The 23,057-nt window shown below is 56.7% G+C and carries 16 protein-coding genes and 3 pseudogenes; 16 read left to right on the plus strand and 3 right to left on the minus strand.

The features are described 5' to 3' along the window. Positions 1 to 83: 83 nt before the first annotated feature. The 3 genes and pseudogenes from dnaJ to nhaA all read left to right on the plus strand — a co-directional run bounded on the left by dnaJ (position 84) and on the right by nhaA (position 3,745). Positions 84 to 1,220, plus strand: a complete 1,137-nt coding sequence (gene dnaJ / locus AU509_RS07905; protein ID WP_026739057.1) for a molecular chaperone DnaJ — start codon at positions 84 to 86, stop codon at positions 1,218 to 1,220. A gap of 205 nt (positions 1,221 to 1,425) precedes the next feature. Next, a complete protein-coding gene (locus AU509_RS07910) occupies positions 1,426 to 2,325 on the plus strand; it encodes a glycerophosphodiester phosphodiesterase family protein (protein ID WP_094118082.1) in 900 nt (299 codons plus the stop codon). 218 nt (positions 2,326 to 2,543) lie between these two features. Then, positions 2,544 to 3,745 (plus strand): annotated as a pseudogene (nhaA, locus tag AU509_RS07915) (Na+/H+ antiporter NhaA). 169 nt (positions 3,746 to 3,914) lie between these two features. Here the strand turns inward: nhaA and rpsT are convergent. Then, positions 3,915 to 4,178 (minus strand): 30S ribosomal protein S20, encoded by a 264-nt coding sequence (rpsT, locus tag AU509_RS07920; RefSeq protein WP_026739060.1) that lies wholly within the window; start codon positions 4,176 to 4,178, stop codon positions 3,915 to 3,917. 403 nt (positions 4,179 to 4,581) lie between these two features. Between rpsT and ribF the strand changes: the two are divergent. From ribF to AU509_RS07985, 13 genes and pseudogenes are all read left to right on the plus strand, one after another. After that, positions 4,582 to 5,522, plus strand: a pseudogene (ribF, locus tag AU509_RS07925) (bifunctional riboflavin kinase/FAD synthetase). A 32-nt stretch (positions 5,523 to 5,554) separates the two neighbouring features. Beyond that, complete coding sequence (gene ileS, locus AU509_RS07930) at positions 5,555 to 8,374, plus strand: isoleucine--tRNA ligase (protein ID WP_094118083.1); 2,820 nt, start codon at positions 5,555 to 5,557, stop codon at positions 8,372 to 8,374. Positions 8,375 to 8,385: 11 nt separating this feature from the next. Next, positions 8,386 to 8,880 (plus strand): signal peptidase II, encoded by a 495-nt coding sequence (gene lspA / locus AU509_RS07935; RefSeq protein ID WP_409359754.1) that lies wholly within the window; start codon positions 8,386 to 8,388, stop codon positions 8,878 to 8,880. A 3-nt stretch (positions 8,881 to 8,883) separates the two neighbouring features. After that, complete coding sequence (gene fkpB, locus AU509_RS07940; RefSeq protein WP_094118085.1) at positions 8,884 to 9,357, plus strand: FKBP-type peptidyl-prolyl cis-trans isomerase; 474 nt, start codon at positions 8,884 to 8,886, stop codon at positions 9,355 to 9,357. Next, positions 9,338 to 10,287, plus strand: a pseudogene (gene ispH / locus AU509_RS07945) (4-hydroxy-3-methylbut-2-enyl diphosphate reductase). Before fkpB ends, ispH begins: the two are co-directional and overlap by 20 nt. A gap of 285 nt (positions 10,288 to 10,572) precedes the next feature. Then, the gene (gene dapB, locus AU509_RS07950) at positions 10,573 to 11,394 is read left to right on the plus strand and encodes a 4-hydroxy-tetrahydrodipicolinate reductase (protein ID WP_094118086.1); all 822 of its coding nucleotides are present in this window, start codon (positions 10,573 to 10,575) and stop codon (positions 11,392 to 11,394) included. Between the two features lie 457 nt (positions 11,395 to 11,851). Beyond that, positions 11,852 to 12,997: a glutamine-hydrolyzing carbamoyl-phosphate synthase small subunit gene (carA, locus tag AU509_RS07955; RefSeq protein WP_094118087.1), complete on the plus strand. Its 1,146-nt coding sequence runs from the start codon at positions 11,852 to 11,854 to the stop codon at positions 12,995 to 12,997. A 78-nt stretch (positions 12,998 to 13,075) separates the two neighbouring features. Further along, positions 13,076 to 16,300 (plus strand): carbamoyl-phosphate synthase large subunit, encoded by a 3,225-nt coding sequence (gene carB, locus AU509_RS07960; RefSeq protein WP_094118088.1) that lies wholly within the window; start codon positions 13,076 to 13,078, stop codon positions 16,298 to 16,300. 202 nt (positions 16,301 to 16,502) lie between these two features. Continuing rightward, positions 16,503 to 17,426 carry an SDR family oxidoreductase gene (locus AU509_RS07965; protein ID WP_085651799.1) on the plus strand — a complete coding sequence of 308 codons (924 nt, stop codon included), beginning with the start codon at positions 16,503 to 16,505 and terminating at the stop codon, positions 17,424 to 17,426. Between the two features lie 322 nt (positions 17,427 to 17,748). Next, positions 17,749 to 18,525: a threonine/serine exporter family protein gene (locus AU509_RS07970; protein WP_085651800.1), complete on the plus strand. Its 777-nt coding sequence runs from the start codon at positions 17,749 to 17,751 to the stop codon at positions 18,523 to 18,525. Continuing rightward, entirely contained in the window at positions 18,516 to 18,986 is a 471-nt protein-coding gene (locus AU509_RS07975; protein ID WP_085651801.1) for a threonine/serine exporter, read from the plus strand. Before AU509_RS07970 ends, AU509_RS07975 begins: the two co-directional genes overlap by 10 nt. Positions 18,987 to 19,091: 105 nt before the next feature. Then, positions 19,092 to 19,574, plus strand: coding sequence for a type 3 dihydrofolate reductase (gene folA / locus AU509_RS07980; RefSeq protein ID WP_094118089.1), 483 nt, complete (start codon positions 19,092 to 19,094; stop codon positions 19,572 to 19,574). 208 nt (positions 19,575 to 19,782) lie between these two features. Then, the gene (locus AU509_RS07985; protein ID WP_094118090.1) at positions 19,783 to 21,669 is read left to right on the plus strand and encodes a PhoX family protein; all 1,887 of its coding nucleotides are present in this window, start codon (positions 19,783 to 19,785) and stop codon (positions 21,667 to 21,669) included. Positions 21,670 to 21,831: 162 nt separating this feature from the next. Here AU509_RS07985 and apaH read toward each other — a convergent pair whose 3' ends face one another. Both apaH and apaG read right to left on the minus strand, forming a co-directional pair. Continuing rightward, positions 21,832 to 22,677, minus strand: a complete 846-nt coding sequence (apaH, locus tag AU509_RS07990; protein ID WP_094118091.1) for a bis(5'-nucleosyl)-tetraphosphatase (symmetrical) ApaH — start codon at positions 22,675 to 22,677, stop codon at positions 21,832 to 21,834. A 2-nt stretch (positions 22,678 to 22,679) separates the two neighbouring features. After that, positions 22,680 to 23,057, minus strand: coding sequence for a Co2+/Mg2+ efflux protein ApaG (apaG, locus tag AU509_RS07995; protein WP_026739075.1), 378 nt, complete (start codon positions 23,055 to 23,057; stop codon positions 22,680 to 22,682).

Raw genomic sequence — 23,057 nt, forward strand, 5'->3', positions numbered from 1 at the left:
GTTATCGTTGTCGGCAAGGCAATCAGCACGGGCGTCGGGGAAACTCTGCGCCCGTGCACGCATGTTGAGGGCAGATAACAAGCATGGCTAAGCAAGACTACTACGAAACGTTAGGCGTTGCGAAAAGCGCGGATGAACGTGAAATCAAGAAGGCGTACAAGCGCCTGGCGATGAAGTTTCACCCGGACCGTAACCCCGGTGACAGCAGTGCTGAAGCCAAATTTAAAGAAGTCAAAGAAGCCTACGAAGTGCTGAGCGATTCGCAGAAACGTGCTGCATATGACCAGTACGGTCATGCTGCGTTCGAACAAGGCGGCATGGGTGGTGGCGGCGGCGGCGGTTTCGGCGGCGGCGCAGACTTCAGCGATATCTTTGGCGACGTTTTCGGCGACATTTTTGGCGGTGGACGCCGTCAACGCGCGAGCCGTGGCTCAGACCTGCGTTACAACATGGATCTGACTCTGGAAGAGGCCGTGCGTGGCGTCACCAAAGAGATCCGTATTCCGACGCTGGAAGAGTGTGATGTTTGTCATGGCAACGGCTCCCGTCCGGGCAGCTCGCCGGCGACCTGTCCAACCTGCCATGGTAACGGTCAGGTGCAGATGCGTCAGGGCTTCTTCACCGTGCAGCAGGCGTGTCCGCACTGTCATGGCCGCGGCAAAATCATCAAAGATCCGTGCGTGAAATGTCACGGTCACGGTCGTATGGAAAAAAGCAAAACGCTGTCGGTTAAAATTCCGGCTGGCGTGGATACGGGCGACCGCATTCGTCTTTCCGGTGAAGGTGAAGCCGGTGAGATGGGCGCGCCGGCAGGCGATCTGTACGTACAGGTTCAGGTGAAACAGCACCCGATCTTCCAGCGTGAAGAAAACAACCTGTACTGCGAAGTGCCGATCAACTTCGCGATGGCGGCGTTGGGTGGCGAAATCGAAGTGCCGACCCTGGATGGCCGCGTGAAGCTTAAAGTCCCGGCGGAAACGCAGACCGGCAAGCTGTTCAGAATGCGCGGCAGGGGCGTGAAGTCCGTTCGCGGCGGCGCACAGGGCGACCTGTTGTGTCGCGTGGTGGTAGAAACGCCGGTCAGCCTGAACGAGCGTCAGAAAGAGCTGCTGCAAGAACTGGAACAGAGCTTTGGCGGACCTTCCGGTGAGCGCAACAGCCCGCGTTCGAAAAGCTTCTTCGATGGCGTGAAGAAATTCTTTGACGACTTGACCCGTTAAGATCAGATCATTCGACGTGTCGATCCCCATCAACGGCCCGCTTTGCGGGCCGTTTTTTATGGTGCGTGGATGCCTCATTTTCCCTGTCTTGCTGACAATCTTGCGTAAGCCGGTTTTCCCGGCCAATACGGCGCGCTGTTACAAAAACGTCATATCGCGACGATATGCTTAGGCCCCTCATTGATTGTTCAAACAGGGGCTTGGCATGCAACGATTTTTCCACGATTTCTGTGTGTTTCTGTGTTTGGCGGCGGCGTCCGGCACGGCGTATTCCGCGAGTGCGCCCCAGGTGATTGCACATCGGGGTGGGACCGGCGATGCGCCGGAAAATACGGTGATAGCGGTTGATACCGCGCTGAAGAATGGCGCGGATGCGGTTTGGATCACGTTGCAGGAGGCGAAAGATGGCGTGATTGTGCTGTATAGACCGACGGATCTTAAGGCGTTGACCGATAAACAAGGGCCGATTTCTGCGTACACCAGTGCTGAATTGGCGAACGTAGATGCGGGATGGGCTTTCGGTGATGCCACGCATCATCCCTTCCGTGGCAAAGGCATCGGCATTCCCCGACTGGATGCGGTCTTGCGGATGTTTCCTCAGGTGACGTTCTATCTGGATATCAAATCGCCCGATACCGATCCGGTCCGCTTCGGTCAGGCGCTGCTGAAAACGCTGCAGGACACTGGAAGCCTGGCGCGTACGCGTGTTTACTCCACGGATGCGCGCTATCTCGACGCGTTGCCGCCGCCGATTTCTCGCTTCGAAAGCCGTGACCGTACCAGAACCTTATTGGCGAATGTCTCCATGGCGCATCAATGTGATCCGCTTCCGGCTTCGCAGACGATGCATTGGTATGGATTGGAGTTACGTCGCGAGGTTGAGGTCGTTGAGCGCTTCACATTGGGGGAAGGGCGTTCCAAATCCTTACTGACCTGGGATAAAGAAGCGATGGACTGCTTTCGGTCTGCCGGAACGGCGCAGGTTATTCTGTTTGGCGTTAATACGCCAGCCGATTACGCGCGTGCGCGGGAGTTGGGGGCGGATGGCGTGCTGGTGGATTCTCCGCGCGACGCGCGGGCTTTTCGTCAGGGTAACGCGAAATAGCGTTGTCGAACGTCATGAGGCGCCGTGGTTGGTGCGTAGGTGACACGCGTTTGCCGTCCCTATAACGCTCATCATTTTGCTGTGATTCGTTTTTACCGAAGGTTATCTGGTTTTTGTTGAATGCTGCGGCATTTTCAACGAGAGTGATGGCTTCTGATCCCGCCTTCCTGACTACACAAGAAGGCGGTGTGCTGATGCCGTTTTGAGAGAGAGTCCTGATGATAAGGCTATTGCGCCGGTTTGCCCGGCTGGATGCAGCGGCGGGAATAACGCTGATTGTTGCTACGCTGCTGGCGTTGCTGATGGCGAATATTCCGCTGACGGCGATGGGATATGACAAGGTACTGACAACGCCGTTCCACGTGGCGTGGGGAGAAATACGCATTCATGCCTCGCTGCTGCATGTGATTAACGATGGCCTGATGACGCTGTTTTTCCTGATGGTGGGGCTTGAGGTCAAACGCGAGCTGATGGTCGGCGCATTGGCCAGCCGGCGTCAGGCGCTGTTACCCGTTGCGGCAGCGCTGGGAGGAATGGTGGTCCCTGCGCTGATCTATCTGGCGATCAACGCCGCAGATGCGCACACTCGGGTGGGGTGGCAATCCCGACCGCGACGGACATCGCCTTCGCCGTGGGTATTCTGGTGCTGCTGGGTAAGCGGGTGCCGCTGGGACTGAAAGTTTTCCTGTTGGCGCTAGCGATCATTGACGATCTCGGGGCGATTCTGGTGATCGCGCTGTTTTATACGCAGCAACTGCATGGATGGGCTCTGCTGGGGGCGGCGCTGTCGGCGTTGATCCTGGCGTATTTGAATTGGCGACAGGTGATGAACACGCCCGCTTATTTATTGGTAGGCGTCGTTGTATGGTTCTGCGTGCTGCTGTCGGGCGTGCATGCCACGCTGGCGGGGGTGGTGGTGGGATTCCTCATCCCGCTGCGCGCGCCAGCTGGACAACCATCGCCTGCGAAAGCGCTGGAACACCGGTTAAGCGGCTGGGTCGCCTTTCTGATTATTCCGCTCTTTGCCTTCGCCAATGCGGGTATCGCGCTACAGGGGGTAGACGCAACGCAGATGCTCTCGCCGCTCACGGTGGGCATCGCCGCCGGTCTGCTGATAGGAAAACCGCTGGGTATTATGTTGTTCAGCGGGGCAGTGACCGCGCTGGGGCTTGCGGCATTACCGGCAGGCGTGAACTTTCGTCAGCTTAGTGCGGTATCGGTGCTGTGCGGTATAGGCTTCACGATGTCTATTTTCATCACGTTGCTCTCTTTCGGCGGTGAAGCGGATGCGGCGACGGTGCTGTATGCCAAGCTCGCGATCCTGGTGACCTCGTTGGCGGCTGGGGTGTTGGGTTTTATCGCTTTGCGTATGGCCTTGCCTGCAGTGTCTTGTCACACGACATTACCCAGAGAAGAGTAACCTGCGCAGTCATCAGACGATGGGGCGACGATCGTGTGGGCATGTGACAGCCTCTACGCGATCAAGACCACACTCAGTCAGGTAAGATCATCGTTTGCTGTTTCAGGATCTGCAGACATAAAAAAACCGGCCTAGGCCGGTTTTTTCTAGCAATGCTCGCAAAAAGCGATTATTGCAAAGCGTTGATCTGAGCGATCAGGTTTGACTTATGACGTGCAGCCTTGTTCTTGTGAATCAGGCCTTTGCTAGCCTGACGATCCACGATCGGTTGCATTTCATTAAACGCTTTCAGTGCTGCTTCTTTATCGCCAGTGGCGATCGCCGCGTATACTTTCTTGATGAAAGTGCGCATCATGGAGCGACGGCTTGCGTTATGCTTGCGACGCTTTTCAGACTGTACGGCGCGTTTCTTAGCTGATTTGATATTAGCCAAGGTCCAACTCCCAAATATATTCTATCGAGGACAATTCAAAGGCCGAGGAATATGCCCGGTTAGCCTTCTTTTGTCAATGGATTTGTGCAAATAAGCGCCGTTTGTACGTCAGCGCTTGTTACGTTGTGATGGCGCAGGATTTTAACAGCTTCACGTCGGGGAATACAGCCTTTCACACCATAAATCGGTATTAAAACGCGCAACCCGTGTTAACCGACTGATCTTGGCAATCCCATGCCTTACTGAGCGCGAGATACTACCTCATGGGAGGCAATTCTGCTCATTTTAAGCTGCCTTCCTGTGCTGAAATCAGCAGGGCTGGCGACAAAAGGCACGCATCCCGGGTTAACCTTACTCGCTGTACAAGGTATAATCCGCCGATTTCCACTGTTTTGAGCCAGTTATGCAGCTAATACGCGGTATACACAATCTTCAGGCACACCATCATGGCTGTGTGCTTACTATTGGTAACTTTGACGGTGTCCACCGCGGGCATCATGTGCTGCTCGAACGCCTGAAACAGGAAGGGCAGAAGCGCGGACTGCCGGTGATGGTGATGATTTTTGAACCCCAACCGCAGGAACTGTTCGGCGGCGACAACGCGCCTGCCCGACTGACCCGGTTGCGCGACAAGGTCAAATACCTGTCGCAGGCGGGGGTGGATTACCTCTTGTGCGTGAAGTTCGACGCGGCTTTCGCCGCCCACAACGCCCATACCTTTATTTCCGATCTGCTGGTCAACAAGCTGGGGGTGAAATTCCTGGTGGTGGGGGATGACTTCCGCTTCGGCGCTGGTCGCAAAGGGGATTTCCTGTTATTACAGAAAGCGGGCGTTGAGCTGGACTTTGAGGTCATTAGCACCGATTCGTTCTGCAACGGTGGAAAACGAGTGAGCAGTACCGCGGTGCGGGAAGCGCTCAGCCAGGACGATTTGGCGCAGGCCGAAGCGTTACTGGGGCATCCGTTCAGTATCTCGGGACGCGTGGTACACGGTAATGCGCTGGGCCGCACGATCGGTTTCCCTACGGCGAACGTGCCGTTAAAACGCAAGGTCTCGCCGGTCAGCGGCGTGTACGCCGTCAGCGTTTACGGATTGGGCGATGAGCTATTCCCGGCGTGGCTAACATCGGAACGCGCCCGACGGTCACCGGCGACAAACGTCAGCAGTTGGAAGTGCATTTGCTTGACGTCACGCTGGATCTGTATGGCCGCCATATAGAAGTGGTCATGCGCAAAAAACTACGTAATGAACAGCGATTTGCTTCGCTTGATGCGCTGAAGCAGCAGATTGCTAATGATGAGGTGGCGGCCCGTGAATTCTTTGGGCTAAAGGCACCGGTTTAATTTTTCTAGCCGAAAACGAAATCGAGAATCTAATGAGTGACTATAAAACTACCCTGAATTTGCCGGAAACAGGGTTCCCGATGCGTGGCGATCTCGCCAAGCGCGAACCCGATATGCTGAAACGTTGGTACGATCAGGATCTGTACGGGATTATTCGTAGCGCCAAGCAGGGTAAAAAAACCTTTATCCTGCACGATGGCCCCCCGTACGCCAACGGCAACATTCACATTGGTCACTCGGTTAACAAGATTCTTAAAGACATTATTATCAAGTCCAAGGGGCTTTCCGGCTATGACTCGCCCTATGTTCCGGGCTGGGACTGTCATGGTCTGCCTATCGAGCTGAAAGTTGAACAGTTGGTCGGCAAGCCGGGCGAAAAAGTCAGCGCGGCAGAATTCCGTCAGGAGTGCCGTAAGTACGCGGCAGAGCAGGTTGCCGGACAGAAAAAAGACTTCATTCGACTGGGCGTACTGGGCGAGTGGGATCATCCTTACCTGACGATGGACTTCGACACCGAAGCCAACATCATCCGCGCGTTGGGCAAAATCATCGCTAACGGTCATCTGCACAAAGGCGCGAAGCCGGTGCACTGGTGCGCCGACTGTGGTTCCGCACTGGCGGAAGCGGAAGTCGAATACTATGACAAAACGTCGCCTTCCATTGATGTCGCTTTCAGCGCGGTAGACCCTTCCGCCGTGGCGGCGAAGTTTGGCGTTTCAGCCGATGCGGTAGTCGGTTCCATCTCTCTGGTGATTTGGACGACGACCCCGTGGACCCTGCCGGCTAACCGCGCTATCTCCCTGAATGCGGAATTCATTTACCAGCTGGTGCAGGTTGATGGTCAGGCGCTGATTCTGGCGGCGGATCTGGTTGAAAGCGTGATGCAGCGTCTGGGCGTTTCCGAATGGAAGGTGCTGGGCGAGTGCGAGGGTAACGCGCTGGAACTGATGCGCTTCAATCACCCGTTCATGGGCTTCGATGTCCCGGCGATTCTGGGCGACCACGTTACGCTGGATGCCGGTACGGGCGCGGTCCATACCGCGGGCGGACATGGTCCGGACGATTACGTCATCAGTCAGAAATATCAGCTGGAAATCGCCAACCCGGTAGGTCCAAACGGTTGCTATCTGCCGGGTACATTCCCGGGACTGGACGGTCTGTTCGTCTTCAAGGCTAACGATACTGTTGTTGAAATGCTGCGCGAACGCGGCGTGCTGCTGCACGTTGAAAAACTGCTGCACAGCTATCCTTGCTGCTGGCGTCACAAAACGCCGATTATCTTCCGCGCGACGCCGCAGTGGTTTATCAGCATGGATCAGAAAGGGCTGCGTAAGCAGTCGCTGTCGGAAATCAAAGATGTGCAGTGGATCCCGGACTGGGGCCAGGCGCGTATCGAAACCATGGTCACGAACCGCCCAGACTGGTGTATTTCCCGTCAGCGTACCTGGGGCGTGCCGATGTCGCTGTTCGTGCACAAAGACACCGAAGAACTGCATCCGCGCAGCGTGGAGCTGATGGAAGCCGTCGCTAAACGCGTTGAGCAGGATGGCATTCAGGCATGGTGGGATCTGGACCCGGCGGAGCTGCTGGGCGAAGACGCCGCCAACTACGTCAAAGTGCCTGATACGCTGGACGTGTGGTTTGATTCCGGTTCTACCCATGCTTCAGTGGTCGACGTGCGTCCGGAGTTCGGCGGCCACGAGGCGGATATGTATCTGGAAGGCTCCGACCAGCATCGCGGCTGGTTCATGTCTTCTCTGATGATCTCTACCGCTATCAAAGGTAAAGCGCCGTACCGTCAGGTACTGACTCACGGTTTCACCGTGGATGGACAGGGCCGCAAAATGTCCAAGTCCATCGGTAACACAGTCAGCCCGCAGGACGTCATGGATAAACTGGGCGCCGACATTCTGCGCCTGTGGATCGGTTCCACCGACTACTCCGGCGAGATCGCGGTGTCCGATGAAATCCTGAAACGTTCCGCCGATGCTTACCGCCGTATCCGTAACACCGCCCGCTTCCTGCTGGCGAACCTGAACGGTTTCGATCCGGCTCAGCATAGCGTGGCACCTCAGGATATGGTCGTGCTGGATCGCTGGGCGGTCGGTTGCGCGAAAGCGGCGCAGGAAGAGATTCTGGATGCGTACGAAAACTACGACTTCCACCGCGTAGTACAGCGCCTGATGCAGTTCTGCTCGATCGAAATGGGATCGTTCTACCTCGATATCATCAAAGATCGCCAGTACACCGCGAAGAGCGACAGCGTCGCGCGTCGCAGCTGTCAGACGGCCCTGTTCCACATCGCCGAAGCGCTGGTGCGCTGGATGGCGCCGATCCTCTCCTTTACTGCGGATGAAATCTGGGCTTACCTGCCGGGCGAGCGCGCGCAGTACGTCTTTACCGAAGAGTGGTATGACGGCCTGTTCGGTCTTGACGGCGATGAAAGCATGAATGAGGCTTTCTGGGCCGATATGCTGCAAATCCGCAGCGAAGTGAACAAGGTCATCGAGCAGGCGCGTAACGACAAGCACATCCGTGGTTCTCTGGAAGCGGCTGTTACGCTGTATGCGGATAGCGCGTTGACTGAGAAGCTGAATCAGCTGCAGCCTGAGCTGCATTTCGCGCTGCTGACCTCGAAAGCGACCATCGCCTCTTACGACGATGCGCCTGCGGACGCTCAGCAGACGGAATTATCAGGGCTGAAAATTGTCCTTGATAAGGCTGACGGCGAGAAATGTCCGCGCTGCTGGCATTTTGAAACGGATATCGGGACTGACTCCGAGCATCCTGAAGTGTGCGGTCGCTGTGCCACCAATGTCGGTGGTGCGGGCGAAGTGCGTAAATTCGTCTAATGAGACACGCTATGAAATCAACGGGACTGCGCTGGCTTTGGCTGGCGCTGGTAGTGCTGGTAGTCGATCTGGGCAGCAAGCAGTGGGTCATGACTCACTTTCAGTTGGGTGAGTCGCTGCCGCTGATCCCATTCTTTAATCTGACGTATGCCCATAATCCGGGCGCAGCGTTCAGTTTCCTGGCTGATAAAGATGGTTGGCAGCGTTGGTTCTTTGCGGTGATCGCGCTGGCGATCACCGCGGCTCTGCTGGTACTAATGTATCGCTCCAGCGCCAGTCAGAAGCTGAATAACATGGCTTACGCCATGATTATCGGCGGCGCGGTGGGTAACCTGACCGATCGCATAGTTCATGGCTATGTGATTGACTTTGTTGATTTCTATATCAATGACTGGCACTACCCCATCTTCAATATCGCCGATGCGGGCATCTGTATCGGAGCATTGTTGATTGTGCTCGAAGGCTTTTTCGTGTCCTCTGAGAAGAAAAAAGCCGAAGGTAAATAACGCATGTCTGAACGTGTTGAGAACCACAGTACCGTACTGGTGCATTTCACGTTGACCCTGGAAGACGGATCGGTGGCGGAAAATACTCAGCGCAGCGGAAAACCGGCTCGGTTTCGGCTGGGGGACGGCAGTTTGTCCCCCGAGCTGGAGCAGCAGCTGTTAGGGCTTCAGGTAGGCGATAAGCGTCGCTTCAGCCTGCCGCCCGAATCCGCCTTTGGCGATGCCAATCCCGATTTGATTCAGTTCTTCCTGCGACGCGACTTCGCTGAAACCGGCGTGCCCGACGTGGGAACGATTATGCTGTTCAGCGGCGTTGGCGGTCAGGATATGCCGGGCATTATTCAGGAAGTGGCGGAAGAGTCTGTCACCGTCGATTTCAATCATCCGCTGGCCGGACACACCATCACGTTCGACATCGACGTGCAGGCTATCGATCCCCCGTTACAGGAGGAGAAGCATGAAAATCTTGCTGGCTAACCCCCGCGGGTTCTGTGCGGGCGTTGACCGCGCCATCAGCATCGTGGAACGCGCGTTGGAGATTTACGGCGCGCGATTTACGTGCGTCATGAGGTGGTGCATAACCGCTTTGTCGTTAACGGTCTGCGGGAACGCGGCGCTATTTTTATCGAGCAAATTGATGAAGTGCCGGACGGCGCTATCCTGATTTTCTCGGCGCACGGCGTTTCACAGGCGGTGCGCGCAGAGGCCAAAAGCCGTGATTTGAGCGTGTTTGACGCGACCTGTCCGCTGGTCACCAAGGTGCATATGGAAGTCGCGCGCGCCAGTCGGAAAGGGATGGAAGCGATTCTGATTGGCCACGCGGGGCATCCCGAAGTCGAAGGCACCATGGGGCAGTACAACAACCCTGAGGGCGGGATGTATCTGGTCGAAAGCCCGAAGGACGTGTATGCGTTGCAGGTGAAGCACGAAGACCATTTGTGTTTCATGACGCAAACGACTCTATCCGTTGATGACACCTATGCGGTGATTGATGCCCTGAGGGCGCGTTTCCCCAAAATCATCGGGCCGCGTAAGGACGATATCTGCTATGCGACGACGAATCGGCAGGAAGCTGTGCGTAATTTATCCAGTGAAGCTGATGTCGTGCTGGTGGTCGGATCGAAAAACTCCTCCAACTCAAACCGTCTGGCGGAGCTGGCTCAGCGCGTCGGCAAGCGCTCTTATCTCATTGACTCGGCGGACGACATTCAGGAAGCCTGGTTCAACAATGCGGCCTGTGTCGGCGTCACGGCCGGAGCCTCCGCGCCTGACGTTCTGGTGCAGGAGGTCGTACAGCGTCTCCAGTCGTTGGGCGGCGAAGTGGCGCACGAGATGGTCGGACGCGAGGAAAACATCGTGTTCGAAGTGCCGAAAGAACTGCGTGTTGAAATTAAACAGGTCGACTGACGATCTGACTGAGCGACAGCCCGTTCGGTGCTGTCGTTTCCCCCTTCCCGAAAATATTTCCCTGCGTTGAAACTGCATGTTTATGCGTTATAGTGGTGAATCTGCATGATGCCTCGAATACCGCAAAAAAGGGCATATAACGACTCTCAATGAGTGGTGGCGCGGGTTGCAGAGGCGGGATACGTGCTCATTTTCGCCGGTCGGCACATCGCTTCATTTTCTGCCGTTCGGTTTGGTTACCCTGAATGCATTTTTTATGCACGACATGAATAAGAGAGAGAAGACATGAAGGATTCATCAATCCGTATTGCGATCGCCGGTGCTGGCGGGCGCATGGGGCGTCAGCTCATACAGGCCGTTGATCATGTTGATGGCGCGGTGCTGGGCGCGGCGTTGGAGCGAGCGGGCTCCACGCTGGTCGGCAGTGATGCCGGCGAACTGGCCGGGCTGGGGAAACGGAATGTGGTTGTTTCTGACTCCCTTGATGCCGTAAAGAACGACTTCGATGTTTTAATCGATTTCACGCGTCCTGAAGGCACATTGGCGCATCTGGCATTTTGTCGTCAGCACGCTAAATCTATGATTATCGGAACCACGGGCTTTGATGATGCGGGCAAAGCCGCGATTTCTCAGGCAGCGGCCGACATCGGCATCGTGTTCGCTGCCAACTTCAGCGTGGGTGTGAACGTGATGCTGAAGCTGCTGGAGAAAGCCGCGAAGGTTATGGGCGATTATACCGACATTGAAATCATCGAAGCGCATCACCGCCACAAAGTGGATGCCCCTTCGGGGACGGCGCTGGCCATGGGCGAATCCATCGCCGGCGCGCTGGGGCGCGATCTCAAAAGCTGCGCCGTCTATGCGCGTGAAGGCTATACCGGCGAGCGTGACCCGAAAAGCATTGGTTTCGCGACCGTTCGTGCGGGCGATATCGTCGGTGAACACACGGCCATGTTTGCGGATATCGGCGAACGCGTAGAGATAACCCACAAGGCTTCAAGTCGTATGACTTTTGCCAATGGCGCAGTCAGGGCTGCCATTTGGTTAAGGGCGCATAAATCAGGTCTTTATGACATGAAAGATGTGCTTGGTCTCGATGATTTGTGATTTTATGGTCTGGTGATTTAAATGTAACTATATGATTTAAATGGCACCTTTTGGGTGTCATTTTTGTTTTGTGCATAAAATATGTGTTTGATTGTTATATTTTAATTAACTCTTCTTATTTCGTTGTTTTCTTTTGTTTTATGGCTTGTTTTTGACTTCTGCGCTCTCTGTTTGGCGCAGTTGATGCGATATCAACCACATTTTTCGTCATCTTGGTGAGCAACCGTTTTCTTAAGCCATTTTATGTGTGTTTTTATGGCTATCGACTGGGATTATTGACTGAATACGTATAAACACAAGAAAAAATCCTGTTTTGGATGGACAATTGACCGGCCCGTCATTAAAATGCGCCCAATTTGCCGAAAATTTACCTTACAGGTGGTTTTTGCATTGATTTAGATCGGCGAATCTGAATTAATATGCAAATAACGTGATTGTTTATTCCTTGGAGGGTGTTTTGATTAAGTCAGCGCTATTGGTTCTGGAAGACGGAACCCAATTCCATGGCCGGGCCATTGGGGCAGAGGGATCGGCTGTGGGGGAAGTGGTCTTCAATACGTCGATGACCGGTTATCAAGAAATCCTCACTGATCCTTCCTATTCCCGCCAGATTGTTACTCTTACGTATCCTCACATTGGTAATGTCGGCGTCAACGCCAGCGACGAAGAATCCTCATCCATTCAGGCACAAGGCCTGATTATTCGCGACCTTCCCCTCATTGCCAGCAACTACCGCAGCCAGGAAAGCCTCTCCCACTACCTTCAGCGCAATAACATTGTGGCGATTGCGGATATCGATACCCGTAAGCTCACGCGTCTGCTGAGAGAAAAAGGCGCGCAAAATGGCTGCATCATTGTGGGCGATGCGGCGGATGCCGCGCTGGCGCTGGAAAAAGCGCGCTCATTCCCGGGCCTGAAAGGCATGGATTTGGCGAAAGAGGTGACGACTGCCGCCAGCTACGAGTGGCGTCAGGGGAGTTGGACGCTGCAAGGCGATCTGCCGACGCCGAAAGACGACAGCGAGCTGCCTTATCATGTGGTGGCCTACGACTACGGCGCCAAACGCAATATTCTGCGCATGCTGGTGGATCGCGGCTGCCGTCTGACGGTCGTTCCGGCCCAGACTTCCGCTGAAGATGTCTTGAAACTCAATCCAGATGGCGTGTTCCTGTCCAACGGTCCCGGCGACCCGGCGCCCTGCGATTACGCTATCGACGCCATCAAAACGCTATTGGACACCGAGATCCCGATCTTCGGCATTTGCCTGGGTCACCAACTGCTGGCGTTGGCCAGCGGCGCCGACACTATCAAAATGAAATTCGGCCACCACGGCGGCAACCACCCGGTGAAAGATCTGGATGCGGACTGCGTGATGATCACCGCTCAAAACCATGGCTTTGCGGTGGACGGAGCCTCACTCCCGGCGAATTTGCGCGTCACTCATACATCGCTGTTCGATGGCTCGCTGCAGGGCATTCACCGCACTGATAAACCGGCTTTCAGCTTCCAGGGACACCCTGAAGCCAGCCCGGGTCCGCACGATGCCGCGCCGCTGTTCGACCACTTTATCGAGCTGATTGAGTCTTACCGTAACACCCAATAACCAGAAGACGCTGAGTCGCGCCGCGCCGGGGAATCACCCTCGCACGGCGGCGAGTTAGCGGGTTCTCAGGAGCGAGAAATGCCAAAACGTACCGACATAAAAAGTATCCTCATTCTGGGCGCCGGCCCGATCGTCATCGGTCAGGCGTGCGAGTTCGACTACTCTGGGGCGCAGGCATGTAAGGCGCTGCGTGAAGAGGGCTACCGCGTCATTCTGGTGAACTCCAACCCGGCGACGATCATGACTGACCCGGAGATGGCCGACGCCACCTACATCGAGCCGATTCACTGGGAAGTGGTGCGCAAAATCATCGATAAAGAGCGTCCGGATGCGGTGCTGCCGACGATGGGCGGGCAGACGGCGTTGAACTGCGCGCTGGAGCTGGAGCGTCGCGGCGTACTGGAAGAGTTCGGCGTCACGATGATCGGCGCGACCGCCGATGCCATCGACAAAGCGGAAGATCGTCGTCGTTTCGATATCGCCATGAAGAAAATCGGGCTGGATACCGCCCGCTCCGGCATTGCGCATACGATGGAAGAAGCGCTGGCCGTGGCGGCTGACGTGGGCTTCCCCTGCATTATCCGTCCGTCCTTTACGATGGGCGGCACTGGCGGCGGCATCGCCTACAACCGCGAAGAGTTCGAAGAGATCTGTACTCGCGGTCTGGACCTTTCTCCGACCAATGAGCTGCTGATTGATGAGTCGCTGATTGGCTGGAAAGAGTATGAGATGGAAGTGGTGCGGGACAAGAATGATAACTGCATCATCGTCTGCTCTATCGAGAACCTCGACGCGATGGGGATCCACACCGGTGACTCCATCACCGTGGCTCCGGCACAAACGCTGACGGACAAGGAATACCAGATCATGCGTAACGCTTCGATGGCGGTGCTGCGTGAAATCGGCGTTGAAACCGGCGGCTCCAACGTGCAGTTCTCGGTTAACCCGAAAAATGGCCGTCTCATCGTCATTGAGATGAACCCGCGCGTCTCCCGTTCATCGGCGCTGGCCTCTAAAGCCACCGGTTTCCCGATCGCGAAAATCGCCGCAAAGCTGGCGGTGGGCTACACGCTGGACGAACTGATGAACGATATCACCGGCGGGCGGACGCCGGCGTCGTTCGAACCGTCTATCGACTATGTCGTCACCAAGATCCCGCGCTTCAACTTCGAAAAATTCGCGGGCTCGAACGATCGCCTGACGACGCAGATGAAGTCGGTGGGCGAAGTGATGGCGATTGGCCGCACGCAGCAGGAGTCGCTGCAAAAAGCGTTGCGCGGACTGGAAGTGGGCGCGACCGGGTTTGACCCGAAAGTGGATCTGGACGATCCCGAGGCGCTGACCACCATTCGCCGCGAGCTGAAAGACGCGGGCGGCGATCGCATCTGGTATCTGGCCGATGCTTTCCGCGCCGGGATGTCGGTAGACGGCGTTTTCAACCTGACCAATATCGATCGCTGGTTCCTGGTACAGATTGAAGAGCTGGTGCGTTTGGAAGAGCAGGTGGCGGAAGAAGGGGCGAACAGCCTGACGCCGGAGTTCCTGCGGATGCTGAAGCGTAAAGGCTTTGCCGATGCGCGTCTGGCGACGCTGGCGGGCGTCTCTGAAGGCGAAATTCGTAAGCTGCGCGACAAGTACAACCTGCACCCGGTCTACAAACGCGTGGATACCTGCGCCGCCGAATTCTCGACGGATACGGCTTATCTGTACTCGACTTATGAAGACGAGTGCGAAGCCAACCCGAACACCGACCGCGATAAAATCATGGTGCTGGGCGGCGGGCCGAACCGTATCGGTCAGGGTATCGAGTTCGACTACTGCTGCGTACATGCCTCGCTGGCGCTGCGGGAAGACGGCTACGAAACCATCATGGTCAACTGCAACCCGGAAACCGTCTCTACAGACTATGACACTTCCGATCGTCTCTACTTCGAGCCGGTCACGCTGGAAGACGTACTGGAAATCGTCCGCATCGAAAAACCGAAGGGCGTGATCGTCCAGTACGGCGGCCAGACGCCGCTGAAGCTGGCGCGTGAGCTGGAAGCGGCCGGCGTACCGGTGATTGGCACCAGTCCGGATGCTATTGACCGTGCGGAAGACCGCGAACGTTTCCAGCAGGCGGTTGACCGTCTGGGCCTGAAACAGCCTGCGAACGCCACGGTTGTCGCCATCGACCAGGCGGTAGAAAAAGCGGCGGGCCTCGGTTATCCGTTGGTAGTGCGTCCTTCGTATGTTCTGGGTGGTCGTGCGATGGAAATCGTCTACGACGAAACGGACCTGCGCCGTTACTTCCAGACGGCGGTCAGCGTCTCCAACGATGCGCCGGTACTGCTGGACCGCTTCCTGGACGACGCAGTGGAAGTGGATGTGGACGCCATCTGCGACGGCGAACAGGTGTTGATCGGCGGCATCATGGAACACATCGAGCAGGCTGGGGTTCACTCCGGCGACTCCGCGTGTTCGCTGCCGGCGTACACCCTGAGCAAAGAGATTCAGGATGTGATGCGTCAGCAGGTCGAAAAACTGGCGTTCGAACTGGCGGTACGCGGGTTGATGAACGTGCAGTTCGCGGTCAAGAACAACGAAGTGTATCTGATTGAGGTGAACCCGCGTGCGGCGCGTACCGTGCCATTCGTCTCCAAGGCGACCGGCGTGCCGTTGGCGAAAGTGGCGGCGCGCGTCATGGCGGGCAAAACGCTGGCCGAGCAGGGCGTCACCCAAGAAGTGATTCCGCCTTATTACTCGGTCAAAGAAGTGGTGTTGCCGTTTAATAAATTCCCGGGCGTCGACCCTATTTTGGGGCCGGAAATGCGTTCGACCGGCGAAGTCATGGGCGTAGGCCGCACGTTTGCGGAAGCGTTCGCCAAAGCCATGCTGGGCAGTAGCTCCGCCATGAAGAAAAATGGCCGGGCGCTGCTGTCGGTACGTGAAGGCGACAAAGGACGCGTTGTAGATCTGGCGGCCAAGCTGCTGAAGCATGGGTTTGAGCTGGATGCGACTCACGGCACCGCGGTGGTGCTGGGTGAGGCGGGTATCAATCCGCGTCTGGTCAACAAGGTGCACGAAGGCCGTCCGCACATTCAGGATCGCATCAAGAACGGCGAGTACGCTTATATCGTGAATACGACGGCGGGTCGTCAGGCGATTGAGGACTCCAAGCTGATCCGTCGCAGCGCGCTGCAGTACAAAGTGCACTACGACACCACTATGAACGGAGGATTTGCTACCGCGATGTCGCTGAATGCCGATCCGACGGAACAGGTGACTTCCGTGCAGGAAATGCACGCGAAAATCAGCCAATAACGCTCGCTATACGGGGCGTAGATGACGGGCCGATCGGCCCGTTTTTTTATTGATATTTCATTGTGTTGAATCTCTATTTGGCAGCATAAATGACTCCTTTTCCTGAAAAAGACGCATTTAGCGTCTACGCTTAAAGGGTGACCCAAACGTGTGCGGATGAGCATTTTTTATCCGTCTGAACATCCTTTATCAGGAGATAAGTATGGCTTCGCATGAGAAAGAAGGTCAGTCCTCACATTCCGCTTTGACCGGCAAAAATCCGGTCGACGCTTATCCCCAGCCTCCGTTTCCCAGTCAGCCGCAAACCCCGCCGGGGCTGGCAAGTAAAATGCAGCCGCTGCCGGATCATGGCGAGAAAAGCTATCGCGGAACAGGTCGCCTGCAGGGCCGCAAAGCGTTGGTGACCGGCGGCGATTCCGGTATTGGCCGCGCGGTGGCGATCGCCTATGCGCGAGAAGGGGCCGATGTCGCGATCAACTATCTGCCGGAAGAAGAGTCTGACGCGAAAGAAGTCATTGAGCTGATTCGCGCCGAAGGGCGCACGGCGGTGGCGATACCGGGCGATATTCGCGACGAAGCGTTCTGCCATAAGCTGGTGGACGAAGCGGTACATAAGCTGGGCGGACTGGATATTCTGGTCAACAACGCCGGACGCCAGCAGTACGTAGAATCCATCGCACAGCTGACGACCGAAGCGTTCGACGCCACGTTCAAAACCAATGTCTATGCGCCGTTCTGGATCAGCAAAGCCGCGTTGCAACACATGAAACCCGGCTCGGCGATCATCAACACGACCTCGGTGCAGGCCTTCAACCCCAGCGCCATTCTGCTGGATTACGCGCAGACCAAAGCCTGTAATGTGGCGTTCACCAAGGCGCTGGCGAAGCAGGTCACCGGCAAAGGGATTCGCGTGAATGCGGTCGCGCCGGGACCTTACTGGACGGCGCTACAGTCCAGCGGCGGTCAGCCGATGGAGATGGTGCAGCAGTTTGCCGCGAGTTCGCCGATGGGGCGTCCCGGTCAGCCGGTGGAAATCGCGCCGCTGTATGTCACGCTGGCGTCGGCGGAAGCCAGTTATACGTCCGGTCAGGTATGGTGTGCGGACGGCGGCACCGGCACGCTGTAGTCTTCAAGCTGTTTTGGTGCGTGGCGCGGCGATGCGCCGTTCCACGCTGTTTCATTGAAGTCAGGTCATCACGCACCGCCGCCCTGATTGTCACGCCAGATTTACGCCGATCCTGCTTTACGCTTCCTCCGTTTCATCTCCCTGATTAGCTGCCATAATCCCTATCGTCATCAAAGCCATTGCGTCAAATCCGTGCATAATGTTGTCAAATCACGCTGTGGCTTTAGCCCATAGGCCGAAAGCCGTGAGTGACTGTCGCTGCCTGGGTGACGTGCGTCAGCGTGAATTCTCGGGACTTTTGAGGTCGGGTCGGAGCATCAACATGATCAGTTCAGATATCGCCCAACGGGACATCACCCGGTTGTGTATTCAATGTGCGCTGATGCTGCTACAGCACGGCGCGGAAAGTACGGTCGTCGAGCAGCTACCGTCGCGTCTGGGAAAAGCGCTGGGCGTCGATAGCGTGGAGAGTTCCATTTCCGCTAACGCCGTGGTGCTGAGCACCATCGTCAATGGACACTGTTTGACGACCACGCGCAGAAACGAAGATCGCGGCATCAATATGCACGTCGTCACGGAGGTGCAGCATGTCGTGATTATGGCTGAACATCATCTGCTGGGCGTTGAGGAGGTGGCGAAACGGCTCAATAACATCAAGCCGCTGCGCTATCCGCGCTGGATTGTCGTGAGCATCGTCGCGCTCTCTTGCGGCTGTTTCAGCCGATTGAACGGCGGCGGCTGGGATGCATTCCTCATCGCGCTGCTCGCCAGCGGGCTTGCGATGTATGTGCGCCAACTGCTGACAGCCCGCAGTTTTAATCCGCTGATCAACTTCTGCATCACCGCCTTTGTTGCCACCTCTGCCTCCGGTTTGCTGATGCGCGTACCGGGCCTGGAGAACTCCGCCACGGTGGCGATGGCGGCCAGCGTGCTGCTGTTGGTGCCTGGCTTCCCTTTGATTAACGCGGTGGCTGATATGTTTAAAGGACACGTCAATACCGGGCTGGCGCGCTGGGCGATCGCCAGTTTGTTGACGCTCTCCACCTGCATCGGCGTGGTGTCGGCAATGGCGATATGGGGGCTACGCGGATGGGCCTAGATCTTCTCTGGTTACTGTTGCAGGATATGGCGCTGGCCGCCGTGCCGGCGCTCGGTTTCGCCATCGTGTTCAACGTACCGGTCAGGGCGCTGCACTATTGCGCCGCGCTCGGGGCGCTGGGACATGGCTCCCGCTTTCTGATGATCCATTTCGGCCTGCATATCGAATGGGCTTCCATGCTGGCCGCGATTCTGATTGGTGCGCTGGGGATTCACTGGTCGCGCTGGCTGCTGGCGCACCCCAAAGTGTTTACCGTTGCGGCGGTGATCCCGATGTTCCCCGGCATCTCCGCCTATACCGCGATGATCTCGGTGGTGGAGCTGTCGCATCAGGGCTACAGCGAAGCGTTGATGCAGCAGTTGATTACCCAATTTCTCAAGGCCAGCTTCATTGTCGGCGCGCTCTCCATTGGACTGTCGCTGCCCGGATTGTGGGTTTATCACCGGCGTCCGGGGGTATGACAAATCAGAGACCTCTGAGAACAAATTTGGATACCGTTCATTTATCGACGCCCGAACCGGCTTTCCGTATAGTGGCAACAATTTTTTTGCCTACAGGGTTCTACCATGGTTATTAGTTTGATTGCGGCGATGGCGGTGGATCGGGTTATTGGGATGGAAAATGCCATGCCCTGGCATCTCCCTGCCGATCTGGCGTGGTTCAAGCGTAATACGCTCGATAAGCCGATTGTGATGGGACGCAACACGTTCCGCTCCATCGGTCAGCCGCTGCCGGGACGGCGTAATATCGTGATCAGCAGTCAGCCGGGCGACGATGACCGCGTAATTTGGGTGACGTCACCGGAGGCCGCACTGGCGGAGGCGGGCGATGTCGAAGAGATCATGGTCATCGGCGGGGGCAGTATCTACCGACAGATGTTGCCTCTGGCGCAACGGCTTTATCTGACGCACATTGATGCCGAGGTCGAAGGAGACACTCACTTCCCGGACTATGAGCCGGATGAGTGGCGCTCCACGTTCAGCGAGTTTCACGAAGCGGATGAACGTAACTCTCATCACTACTGCTTCGAAATACTGGAACGTCGCTAACCCCCCATCTTCTCAAACCCGCCTGTCGGCGGGTTTTTTTATCTCCCGAATCATGCCTCTCATGCCGCCCGTGGTCAGATTTCTTACACTCAGATGAATGTCACTTTTCGGTAATATTATTCACCTATCTTTATCCGCTACCGTAAGTCCGTTTTCATGCCGTACGTTCGCCGTGCGGCTCGCCTATCCGAAATGAGGAAATAGAACGATGACGAGCAATGTGGATAACGTGAAGGCCGAAAATCAGGTTGATGCAGGTCGCCGCCGACTGGTGTTTGGCGGAGCAGGGGCGTTGGGAATGGCCAGTTTTCTGGGTGGCGGCGTTTTGTCGTTCGGCGTCCGTGCGCAGAGTACGCCATCGGGCAGTGCGTTACTCGGTTTTAAAGGGATAGCGGCTTCCGCCGCGGATGAGGTGATCGTCCCGCCGGGCTATCGTGCCGAGGTGCTGATTTCGTGGGGCGATCCGCTGGTGGATGGCGCGGCGGCGTTCGATCCTCATGGGCGTAACACCGCGGCGGAGCAAGCCCTGCAATTCGGGGATAACAATGACGGCATGAGTTTCTTTCCGATAGACGAACGCCACGGCGTCATGGCGATCAACAACGAATACGTCAATGAACCCTACCTTTTTGCCCACGGCGGCAAGAAGGCCGCCAGTCTCGAAGATGTGCGCAAATCTCAGGCCGCGCACGGGGTTTCTATCGTCGCCGTGCAGCGCGTCGGCGACTCCGTAAGCTGGCAGGTCATGCGCCCGTCGCGCTACAACCGCCGCATCACCGCGACCACGCCCATGACGTTCAGCGGGCCGGCCGCCGGTCACGCCTTACTGCAAACCGCGGCGGATCCGACCGGTACCCGCGTGCTGGGTACGTTCGGCAACTGCGCTAACGGCAAAACGCCGTGGGGCACCTACCTCACCTGTGAAGAAAACTTCGATACCTATTTTGGTACGCGTGACGCCAACTATCGCACGACGCCGGATCAGGAGCGCTATACGCTGGAGGTGAACGAGCCGGAGCGTAACTGGGTCGACTTCGACGAACGCTTCGACGTGAGCCGTCATCCAAATGAGTTCAACCGACACGGCTGGATTGTGGAGATTGATCCGTTGGATCCGACGTCGACGCCCATCAAGCGTACGGCGCTGGGGCGCTTTAAACATGAAAATGCGGCGGTCACCGTGGCGCAGGATGGGCGGCTGGTGGTGTATATGGGGGACGATGAGCGCGGCGAATTCATCTACAAATATGTGTCCCATGCGAAGGTGGATCACGTCAATCCGGCGAACAACCATCGCCTGCTGGATGAAGGCACGCTGTATGTGGCCCAGTTTGACGGCGATGCGGCAGGCACGCCGCTGAAAGGGACAGGGCGTTGGATTGCGTTGACGTTCGGAGAGAACGGACTGACGCCGGACAATGGTTTTCACAGTCAGGCGGAAGTCGTGACCTTCGCTCGTAAAGCGGCATCGCAGGTGGGCGCGACCCGCATGGATCGTCCCGAGTGGATCGCGGTTAATCCGCACGATGGTCGTGCTTACTGCACGCTGACTAACAACAGTAAGCGTGGTGAGACTGGCATGCCGGTAAATCCCGCCAACCCGCGTCCGAAGAACATCTATGGACAGATTATTCGCTGGGACGAACACGGCGACGCCACGGCCAGAGCATTCGAGTGGGATATGTATGCGCTGTGCGGCAACCCGATCGCGCACCCGGAAGGCGTCAATCGCGGGACGCCTAACATCACGGCGGAGAATACCTTTAATAGTCCAGATGGGCTGGGATTCGACAGGGAAGGGCGGCTGTGGATTTTGACGGACGGCAATTACAGCAACACGGGTGAGTTCGTTGGGCAGGGCAATAATCAGATGTTGGCGGGCGATCCTCTCAGCGGTGAAATCAAACGTTTCATGGTGGGACCGAAATCCTGCGAATTAACCGGTATCACCTTCACGCAGGATTATCGAACGATGTTCGTCAATGTGCAGCATCCGGGCGAAGAGGGCGATTCGCACTTCCCGCACAACAGCGTGCGGCCCCGCTCTTCGGTAGTGATGGTGACGCGGCGGGACGGCGGCGTGATTGGCGCGTAGGACCATGATTCGAACGTTGAGGTCAACGATAGTCTGCTTAATGATGACCTGGGAGCATTGAAACGCGCTCTCACGTGAGCAAAAAAAGAGATGCCGAATGGCATCTCTTTTTACTTTTCAGCAGTCATCGTTAACGATGAGCGCCGCTTAGACTTTGGCTCGTTACTCGGCGTTTGGCGCGTTGTCATCCCGCCGAACGAACTGAGACGGCTGGCGGTAATAGCGCTGCGTTTCCCAGTGAAGCAGCGTTAGCGAGCCGCCCCAGCAGCAGCCGGTATCCAGCGCGAAAATGCCTTCCGGCGTGCCTTTGCCTTCCAGCGATGCCCAGTGCCCGAAGGCGATGGCGTATTCGCTCGGCACCGGTCCAGGTAAATTGAACCACGGTTTAAGCAGGGAAGGTGCCTGCGCCGGCGGCGTTTTGCACATCATATCCAGCTGTCCGCCGTTAAAGCAGTAGCGCATGCGGGTGAAGACATTGGTGCTGAAGCGCAGGCGCGGCAGTCCGCTAAGCTCCGGCAGCCAGTTATTCGGCATGTCGCCGTACATCGCATCCAGAAACAACGGATAGCTGTCGCTGCTCAGGATGGACTCGACTTCGTGCGCGCACATCTGCGCCGTGTCCAGATCCCACTGCGGCGTGATCCCGGCGTGGGCCATCACCAGCTTGAGATCTTCATCGACCTGCAGCACCGGCTGACGACGCAGCCAGTTGATGAGATCGTCGATATCCGGCGCGGCGAGCAACGCTTCCAGCCGGTCTTTGGTTTTGGGACGGCTGATGCCGGCGTAAACCGCCAGCAGATGCAGGTCGTGATTGCCTAAAACCATGCGCACCGAGGAGCCTAGCGAACGTACGAAACGCAGCACCCGCAATGAATCGGGGCCGCGGGCGACGAGGTCGCCGGTCAGCCACAGCGTATCCCGCGCGGGATCGAAAGAAACTTGCGCCAATAGCGCTTCCAGTTCAACGAAACAGCCGTGAACGTCGCCAACAAGATAGGTAGCCATAATTAGTGTATCAGTGAAGGGATTGCCAGACGGAATACCGGGATAGATTCCTGGAAAGTCTCACCCTGATGGTCGAGCATCTGGTAGTGGCCTTCCATCGTTCCCAACGGCGTTTCGAGAATGGCGCCGCTGGTGTATTGGAATTCACTGCCGGGATGAATGACGGGCTGAACGCCGATGACGCCTTCGCCCTGAACTTCAGTCTGACGCCCGTTGCTGTTGGTGATGAGCCAGTAACGGCTCATCAGTTTGACGTCGTGGCGTCCCAGATTGCGGATCGTGATGGTGTAAGCAAAGACGTAGCGATCTTCTTCCGGCGCAGACTGTGCTTCTACGTAGAAACTCTGAACCTGTATGCAAACTCGGGGCGCGTTGATCAT

This window comes from Lonsdalea britannica (genome assembly GCF_002111595.1).
Taxonomy (GTDB): Bacteria; Pseudomonadota; Gammaproteobacteria; order Enterobacterales; family Enterobacteriaceae; genus Lonsdalea; species Lonsdalea britannica.

Bases quoted from the DNA above. Each gene is read 5' to 3' on its own strand.
- dnaJ (WP_026739057.1), top strand. From the start codon at position 84: ATGGCTAAGCAAGACTACTACGAAACGTTAGGCGTTGCGAAAAGCGCG.
- AU509_RS07910 (WP_094118082.1), top strand. From the start codon at position 1,426: ATGCAACGATTTTTCCACGATTTCTGTGTGTTTCTGTGTTTGGCGGCG.
- ileS (WP_094118083.1), top strand. From the start codon at position 5,555: ATGAGTGACTATAAAACTACCCTGAATTTGCCGGAAACAGGGTTCCCG.
- lspA (WP_409359754.1), top strand. From the start codon at position 8,386: ATGAAATCAACGGGACTGCGCTGGCTTTGGCTGGCGCTGGTAGTGCTG.
- fkpB (WP_094118085.1), top strand. From the start codon at position 8,884: ATGTCTGAACGTGTTGAGAACCACAGTACCGTACTGGTGCATTTCACG.
- dapB (WP_094118086.1), top strand. From the start codon at position 10,573: ATGAAGGATTCATCAATCCGTATTGCGATCGCCGGTGCTGGCGGGCGC.
- carB (WP_094118088.1), top strand. From the start codon at position 13,076: ATGCCAAAACGTACCGACATAAAAAGTATCCTCATTCTGGGCGCCGGC.
- AU509_RS07965 (WP_085651799.1), top strand. From the start codon at position 16,503: ATGGCTTCGCATGAGAAAGAAGGTCAGTCCTCACATTCCGCTTTGACC.
- AU509_RS07970 (WP_085651800.1), top strand. From the start codon at position 17,749: ATGATCAGTTCAGATATCGCCCAACGGGACATCACCCGGTTGTGTATT.
- AU509_RS07975 (WP_085651801.1), top strand. From the start codon at position 18,516: ATGGGCCTAGATCTTCTCTGGTTACTGTTGCAGGATATGGCGCTGGCC.
- folA (WP_094118089.1), top strand. From the start codon at position 19,092: ATGGTTATTAGTTTGATTGCGGCGATGGCGGTGGATCGGGTTATTGGG.
- AU509_RS07985 (WP_094118090.1), top strand. From the start codon at position 19,783: ATGACGAGCAATGTGGATAACGTGAAGGCCGAAAATCAGGTTGATGCA.
- apaH (WP_094118091.1), bottom strand. From the start codon at position 22,677: ATGGCTACCTATCTTGTTGGCGACGTTCACGGCTGTTTCGTTGAACTG.
- apaG (WP_026739075.1), bottom strand. From the start codon at position 23,057: ATGATCAACGCGCCCCGAGTTTGCATACAGGTTCAGAGTTTCTACGTA.